The 6,626-nt window shown below is 40.6% G+C and carries 9 protein-coding genes and 1 tRNA gene; 2 read left to right on the plus strand and 8 right to left on the minus strand.

The window, feature by feature from the left end:
- Positions 1-190: 190 nt before the first annotated feature.
- Complete coding sequence (locus MHN02_RS20935; protein WP_053103819.1) at positions 191-712, minus strand: hypothetical protein; 522 nt, start codon at positions 710-712, stop codon at positions 191-193.
- Between the two features lie 82 nt (positions 713-794).
- Complete coding sequence (locus tag MHN02_RS20940) at positions 795-1,145, minus strand: hypothetical protein (RefSeq protein WP_049587376.1); 351 nt, start codon at positions 1,143-1,145, stop codon at positions 795-797.
- Between the two features lie 597 nt (positions 1,146-1,742).
- Here MHN02_RS20940 and MHN02_RS20945 point away from each other — a divergent pair.
- Complete coding sequence (locus MHN02_RS20945) at positions 1,743-1,928, plus strand: hypothetical protein (RefSeq protein WP_039235064.1); 186 nt, start codon at positions 1,743-1,745, stop codon at positions 1,926-1,928.
- On the opposite strand, the gene MHN02_RS20950 is transcribed toward MHN02_RS20945, so the two are convergent.
- The 3 genes from MHN02_RS20950 to MHN02_RS20960 all read right to left on the minus strand — a co-directional run bounded on the left by MHN02_RS20950 (position 1,911) and on the right by MHN02_RS20960 (position 3,980).
- Positions 1,911-2,111, minus strand: a complete 201-nt coding sequence (locus MHN02_RS20950; protein ID WP_049587375.1) for a hypothetical protein — start codon at positions 2,109-2,111, stop codon at positions 1,911-1,913. The genes MHN02_RS20945 and MHN02_RS20950 overlap by 18 nt on opposite strands.
- A 271-nt stretch (positions 2,112-2,382) precedes the next feature.
- Positions 2,383-2,508 (minus strand) — tRNA-OTHER (locus MHN02_RS20955).
- 173 nt (positions 2,509-2,681) lie between these two features.
- Entirely contained in the window at positions 2,682-3,980 is a 1,299-nt protein-coding gene (locus MHN02_RS20960) for a DUF5623 domain-containing protein (protein WP_049587374.1), read from the minus strand.
- Positions 3,981-4,436: 456 nt separating this feature from the next.
- Between MHN02_RS20960 and MHN02_RS20965 the strand changes: the two genes are divergently transcribed.
- Entirely contained in the window at positions 4,437-4,979 is a 543-nt protein-coding gene (locus MHN02_RS20965) for a hypothetical protein (protein ID WP_152910881.1), read from the plus strand.
- A 33-nt stretch (positions 4,980-5,012) separates the two neighbouring features.
- On the opposite strand, the gene MHN02_RS20970 is transcribed toward MHN02_RS20965, so the two are convergent.
- The 3 genes from MHN02_RS20970 to MHN02_RS20980 form a co-directional block, all read right to left on the minus strand.
- The gene (locus MHN02_RS20970) at positions 5,013-5,738 is read right to left on the minus strand and encodes a nucleotidyl transferase AbiEii/AbiGii toxin family protein (protein WP_080986415.1); all 726 of its coding nucleotides are present in this window, start codon (positions 5,736-5,738) and stop codon (positions 5,013-5,015) included.
- Between the two features lie 18 nt (positions 5,739-5,756).
- Positions 5,757-5,963 carry a hypothetical protein gene (locus MHN02_RS20975; RefSeq protein ID WP_049587372.1) on the minus strand — a complete coding sequence of 69 codons (207 nt, stop codon included), beginning with the start codon at positions 5,961-5,963 and terminating at the stop codon, positions 5,757-5,759.
- 341 nt (positions 5,964-6,304) lie between these two features.
- Positions 6,305-6,626 (minus strand): tyrosine-type recombinase/integrase (locus tag MHN02_RS20980; protein ID WP_239247902.1); only part of this gene is annotated, 322 nt, incomplete at its 5' end.

Below are 6,626 nucleotides of genomic sequence, written 5' to 3' on the forward strand. Positions count from 1 at the left end.
ATAAAGTTCTTTGACTTCAAACGACGTGAGTATTTGAATGCGTTTTGTTTGTTCAGCAGCGATGGCATATAGTCCTGATTATTTTTTCATAATCATAACAGACTCAATGTTTTAATTCCTAATGCCGATTTCGAGGGGATGGGCGCAAAACCCCTAGTAAAAAATGAATTACTCTCTATTTGAAATTCGTTTACTTACTATTATAGGGACTTAGGTTTCCAAATCTTTCAACATGCGCTTTCTTATATGCTGAGTCGGCTTCTCTAAACTTTTCATAAGCTCTTGAGAACTCTTTGTTGCTCTCCAGTAACGTATTAATTTTAACCATTAATTCTTGTCTTCGTTCCTTTTGCTCCTCATTTCCCATCATAGCAGTAGCATAGGCAGAGAAAATATTCCCCCTGTTAACCTCCTCCGTTACGATCTCTTGAATTATCCGCCAATCGAATACATTTCTACATACTTTAGAGTTTATGTGAGAGCCAGTTTGAGTTTCTGTTCTGCATTCAAAATGCAAGTCTTCATCCTTGATAAGGTGGTTAAACTTTTCCATGAATGCAAGACGTTCTTTTTGTCGTAATTTGTAAAAATAACCTAGTGGTCTAGAGCCTTCGACAGTTATTGTCTCAATATCCTCGTTTTGAGATTCTGGCACTATTGTGTTTGATAAAGTTAAAGAACTAAACAGCGTTAAAAACAATAAGTGTTTCATTAGATATTACCTAATCTGATAAATAGTTTCTTATTTTCAACAATTACTTGCACATCAAGGATGCGCAAGTAATCTGCTGTTTTTAGTAGCCGCCTTGCAACTCGTAAACTAAGCCCCAAATTTGTGTTACCGAGTCGTGAGTTTGGACGTAGGTTACTCCACCTGGCGCTTGAGGATTTGGTATAGCAACAACCGATGTTGTTGAAGATGTCCGAGAGATTTCGGAAGGACACTCAGGATAATATGAATCACCTGTTAATACGTGTTCAACCGGTTCCTGAAATGAACCGGACGGCATATAGCCGCATACGGTTATATAAGGTTCATTTGCAAATACCTGTAAGGGATGAAATAAAGTGGTTGCTAAAAAAAGGGCTTTTAACGAAGTATAGACATTTATTGCACAGCATTTTTGTGGTTTCATTTTTTTCATCTTGTATCCTTATATCCTTGATAATCAATTGTACTTTTCAGAGATACAACATCCTTCTCTTTGTTAGCTTAGTCAGGATAATCCATTAAAGCTAGTTGATTTTAGAGCAACTTATGAATACAGATTGTGGTGAGACTTTCCGCCATTGGTGACGCTAGGGCTTAAAGCATTTTTTCAGTTGAATAATATTTGCTCATCTCCCTAATTTAGCTTCGATTTATTCTTTAATCTCAGTTTAATAACCATATACCTTCGTAAGTTAGCTTTAATATGGAAATTGTAACTTTCGAAACGTTCTAACACAGCTAGTATTGTCGAACTACTTTCCTTTAACGTACTCGAGCTACTTCTTCTTTGGGATACCTAATATAGATATATTCAGTCTGACATCGAAGAACTTGCCGATTTAGGACTTGCGGGCTTTAAGTTCAGAGGTTTTAAATAAAGTAACAGCGATTTTTATCTCGCTACGGCCAACTAAATGAACATGAGTAAGGCGTTGTAAAAAACGCGCTTTAGTACAGGTGGATAATCTATGAATACATGAGATGATTGCTTTCACCGTTAGACACTATCTATGCATTTTAGGAGAACCTCATGGCGCTTATTCAAATGGAATTGAAAGAAATAAAACGCATTGAGCAAGCAGAAGTAATACTGACCAATTTGCTCATGCTCAAACACCGAGATAAAGAAGAGTTCTTAATAAACTTTGATGATGTAGTGGTGTCACTTGAAGCGGCCGTAGGCTTACTTAACCAATCGTTAGCCTCTCGCATGTGATAGCTCTTCTATTGCTTCTTCTGCAGCCATAATCACAGATAACTCGTTTTGTGTATATTCGTTATCTAACTCGCCATCCAATCCAGAAACCCATTCAGCGAATTCTTCCTGCGCAATATCCAGTTCGATACCTGCCCGGGCAAAAACTTCGATCCATTTTCCTATAAATCCATTAACTTGCATAGTTTTCCTTTAAATAGTTGGTAGGTTTCAAAAGAGGATTTTATTCAGACTGCTCAAGGTCCTCTGCTTTATCTTCCCAGCCGTCAAGCCATGATTCAGCGAGTATTGAACCCTCTTAAAATGGTGGGACTGGGGGCTCATCGTTTCTATCAAATGCCTGATACCCTTTAAATCATGAGTTTTGAACTGCCTGACTGGGAAACATTTTCTTTTCGTTGTCTTTAGAATGCATTTTGGACTTCACTTACAAGTTGTTTACAACATATTCGGCTGAACTCTGGCAGGATTTGAACCTACGACTGACCCCTTATAGCCTTTATCGCGAAATTATATTCTTGGTGTTTGCAACCACCTTGAAAGCGGCGTGGCGCTCTATCCATACTGAGCTACAGAGTTCATGCGAATATGCAGAAAGCAGATGTTTAGTAGAATGTGGTTAACACTATCATTTATGCTAGAAAAAGAGAGCGATATCCCGACTTATTTGATAAAGATACTTAAGCCAGTAAAGGCAGTCAGACTAATAGCAGCCTGCAGGTGGAACTCTACTACAGGCTGCTGATTTCGAATTTACTTTGCCTTCGAGGCCGCGTTGATTGCTGCGTCTAGTTTCTTTAACATCTTGTTCAGCGGTTCACAACTAACGTAGTGTACGGCAAGTAAGGCTCTTACTTCTTGAAGAATGCTTATCGCCCCTTCTTTAGTTGCAGCCTTTAACAGTAAAGGGTCTGTTTTGTCCAAAGAGCCATAATAGAACAACTCAAATTTGTCCGTAGTCGCTTTGTCGTACTCGCTAAAAAGCCAGTCTTCCAGCTTACTTTTCACCGAGTTCAATTTCTCAAAGGTTCCATAGCTCACTTTATTTGAGCTCTGCGCTGCCTTAATCAAACGTGCAACTTTCTGATGAACCTCTATCGGCATAGAAGCATTAGGGCGCCGTTCATTTGTTGGATCATTCCAGCTTCTAAGTGGGACAGTCTTATTACTTGCGAAGCGGTAGATAGTTCCCTTAGCAATGGCGCGTTTTTTATCGTTGGTTGAAATGGACAAAGGACTCAGGAATACATCGTGGCCATCACTAGAGTTTCCCGCCCATTCTTCATCAGGAAGAGCCTTCGATATCCCCTCAATCTTGGCCATTAGCGCATCGAAGTCATAGCCTCTTGATGCATCTGTAGCAACATAGGCTTTTGTCATGCCAGGGTAGTACAACCCTTCCCACTTCGGCACCCCAAGGTGCCAACTATGCGACTCAGCCCACGCCGTCCTCTCTTGAGTAGAAGTGGCATTAGGGTAGGGTTCATCTATGACAATGCATTGATTAGCGTTTGGGTCCCACCAGCTGCTAGTATGGTCAGCGCCAGGTATACCATTATTCAAGTCTTGATTAGGGTACACATCAAGCGTTCGTTTATTGGGTATGAGCCCTGTTGCGTCCATAAAATGGAGCGTTCTTGCAGCTGCCAAGATATTTGTTCTCGCGGATTCTTGTGACGCAGACAGTTCATCTTTTACAAAGAGGTCAGAATTGGCCTGTCTGAAACGTCCTATATAGCTTCCTCTCCTAAAAAGATGCCGCGTCCCTAGCTCTGATAACGGCTTAGAGAGGGAGGTCTCCAAAACCTCTCTACCAGCTCGACGCTCATTTTTGTCATACCAATAAGCAACAAGGTAAACGCTGAGGTTAGAAAGTATTCTTTGTTGGTTTTTTAAAGTGCGATGAGCATGTTTAAAGTTCTCAAATTTTGCTTGCCGAGAAGCCATGTCTAAAGCGGCAAGGTGTGATAGGTCTTTTGATTGACGTTTGAGTTGTTTTGCAAGACGTTTTATTCCACCAATGGTTGATGGAGCAGGGAAATTACTGGTCATTCTTTATTCCTCGGCCTGTCAGAAAGCGTCGCTCGTCAACCACCCAGCAGGCTTGAACAAAAAATGTTTAAGCTTGTATTGGTAATAGTAAAAGGCAGTACTTCAAAAGCTTTGCAACGACGAGCGGCATGCTCCTACCGAGAGCTATTTACTTATATGCCATTTTTGACAGCTGTGCAAGTCTTAGTATTTCACTGCCCCATTTATCTTGCTGAGAAGCCGTTATCTAAATATCGGCCTGCATTGACTAAAAAAATCCTTTCATCAACCACCATTCTGCACTTGGGAACTGATTTTCTAACGTTACTTCCATTGGTTTGACTGTGATTGAAGTAAAGAGCGCAATGACCAACACTTCAATCGTGTTAGCATAGCGATACATAAATTTGTTTAAAGGCCTTTTTCTATAAACTCTCGAGGGTTACTAGGCTTTGAAGGTCAGTATTTGGTATATAAATGTCAAAAATAAAGGGATTTTACTTAATTGTGATTTGCTTCTTGAGCACATTTTCTTCGGTGGCGAAAGATGTATATGTGAAAGGCTACTATAAGAAAGACGGAACATACGTTGCCCCACATTATCGCAGTTCTCCGAATTCTACAGTTAACGATAATTGGTCCACTTACGGAAATATTAATCCACATACAGGCGAAGTTGGTTCAAAGCGAGTTTATGACCAAAATCATAGATTGCCTACTACATTGTTGCAGCAATCTTCATACATTCCCAACGAAAAGGGGGGCTCTCGAAACCCAGTTGATTCACCGGTTTCTCAACAAGAACAAACCAATACATTGAATTTCTTTTGGCACACCTTAGCACTATGTTTTTTATTCACTATCTTCTTAGCACCTTTAATTGATAGATGGATATCGACCACCTTTAGTCAACGACAACACTATGCTTCCTTGTTTAGCCTAAAATCGTTTGTTGTGGTTTATGTATTTGTGCCTTTTATCCTAAATGTATCCATACATTTTTACCTAATATCTAATTAAACTATTGGCCTGTTTACACTTGAATGTTTGGCTCTAGCCCAGGTTAGGGCCATCAATTAGCTGGTGGTTATCTTCTAAATCATGCTTAAGTTTTACTATCCACTCTCCTGCGCTTTGGTGTAGGTTTTCTAGCGTTGCTTCGTCAGTTATATCGAGCTTCGCTGCAGCGGATAATATTGGCTCGGGATTAGCCAAGAACATGTCTAATTGCTTGTGAAGTGTTTTAAATGGGGCTTCTCCATAATGCCGCTTTACCTCAGCCCATGCTTTTTGGCTAGGAGCGCCCCACTTTCTCTGCATGGTCAGTAAGTCGATGAAGTCTTTTTTATCAGGGAAAGCATACCTGTCAGCCAGTGCGAGAAGTTTAGTAATGTAACAGCTGTCTTGGTCTAGTGCCGGCACAGGTAAGCTGGTGGTTTCTGCCATACTTAATCGGTAGTCACTAAAAGAAATAAACTCTAGCTTTATTGGTGTATCGTCAACCTTTATTGCAGTTCTAACACCGTATCGGTCTGCACGTATTTCTCTAATTAACTCCAGTTCACCGTTAACCAGGTTACCAAAGCTAGATGAAGATACCGCAGAGCGAACCGCACGGTATGATTCGATAGAGGGACAGACAAAATCTATGTCTACAGACTCACGAAATTCATCAAGCTCCATGGCAATGCGTGTGTCTCCCCCGAATAGAACTTTATTCTCAAGTAAGAATGCTCTATCAAACTGAAGTAGTGCCATATGAACGGTGTTATATCGCATTTTCTTCTACCACATAACCTAGCCACTAGGCATAAATACGCCCTTTCCTTCTGTCTCAATCAGTTCCTGTAAAAGTGCATGTTCAGCTTGGGTCATTTCAGCTTCATCAACAAATCGCCACCTGCTCTCGTAATACAGGTATGCATCAGCCTCTGATAATTCAGAAACATTTTGCATATCCCATAAGAGAGATTTTAAAACTGGATATTGGTCGACTTTTACCATAGGGAGTTGAATTGCCTTAACTGTAACATTAATGATACTAGTGCTTTTGAAGTGATGTTTCAGCTAAATAATTTGGGTTTACCGGGTAGTGGCTGTTTACCTATTGGTTTCTACCTTTTCGCGCTTGTACGAGAGTTGGCCGTGTTGTTAGTTAATAAAGAACTATAATACTTCCATTGCAAAACACATGGTTATACGCGATTACGGTACAAAAAATTTCATACTGAACGGCTCTAATGAGCGTGAAGCGGCATTGACACAAGGAGCAATGCTCAACGTATTTGGATGGACAGCGGTTGCTCAATGCTATTTATAACAACCGCTTCATTGAAAAGTTAGTTCTACCTATCTAACGGACTGGTTGTCCCAGACGAATGCTGGCCAATGACATGCGTATAGATTTGTGTGGTTCGCAGGTCATTGTGTCCCAGCAACTCTTGAACCGTTCTTATGTCAGCCCCAGAGAGAAGCAGTTGTGTCGCAAAGGAGTGTCTAAACGTGTGTGCGGTAACGTGCTTTCTCATGCCAGCTTTCTTAACTGCAGCTCGTAAGGCTTTGGTTAACGATGTCCAGTGCAAATGATGACGACAGTAGTAACCATCTACTGGGTGCTGACATCGAGTAGCCGATGGAAAAAGATACTGCCATTTTAACTCTTTAATC

Source organism: Alteromonas sp. CNT1-28, from assembly GCF_022348345.1.
Lineage (GTDB): Bacteria > Pseudomonadota > Gammaproteobacteria > Enterobacterales > Alteromonadaceae > Alteromonas > Alteromonas macleodii.

Excerpts from the sequence above, each read along its gene's own strand:
- MHN02_RS20960 (WP_049587374.1), bottom strand. The coding sequence starts at position 3,980 with ATGACCAGTAATTTCCCTGCTCCATCAACCATTGGTGGAATAAAACGT.
- MHN02_RS20975 (WP_049587372.1), bottom strand. The coding sequence starts at position 5,963 with ATGGTAAAAGTCGACCAATATCCAGTTTTAAAATCTCTCTTATGGGAT.
- MHN02_RS20935 (WP_053103819.1), bottom strand. The coding sequence starts at position 712 with ATGAAACACTTATTGTTTTTAACGCTGTTTAGTTCTTTAACTTTATCA.
- MHN02_RS20940 (WP_049587376.1), bottom strand. The coding sequence starts at position 1,145 with ATGAAAAAAATGAAACCACAAAAATGCTGTGCAATAAATGTCTATACT.
- MHN02_RS20945 (WP_039235064.1), top strand. The coding sequence starts at position 1,743 with ATGGCGCTTATTCAAATGGAATTGAAAGAAATAAAACGCATTGAGCAA.
- MHN02_RS20970 (WP_080986415.1), bottom strand. The coding sequence starts at position 5,738 with ATGCGATATAACACCGTTCATATGGCACTACTTCAGTTTGATAGAGCA.
- MHN02_RS20965 (WP_152910881.1), top strand. The coding sequence starts at position 4,437 with ATGTCAAAAATAAAGGGATTTTACTTAATTGTGATTTGCTTCTTGAGC.
- MHN02_RS20950 (WP_049587375.1), bottom strand. The coding sequence starts at position 2,111 with ATGCAAGTTAATGGATTTATAGGAAAATGGATCGAAGTTTTTGCCCGG.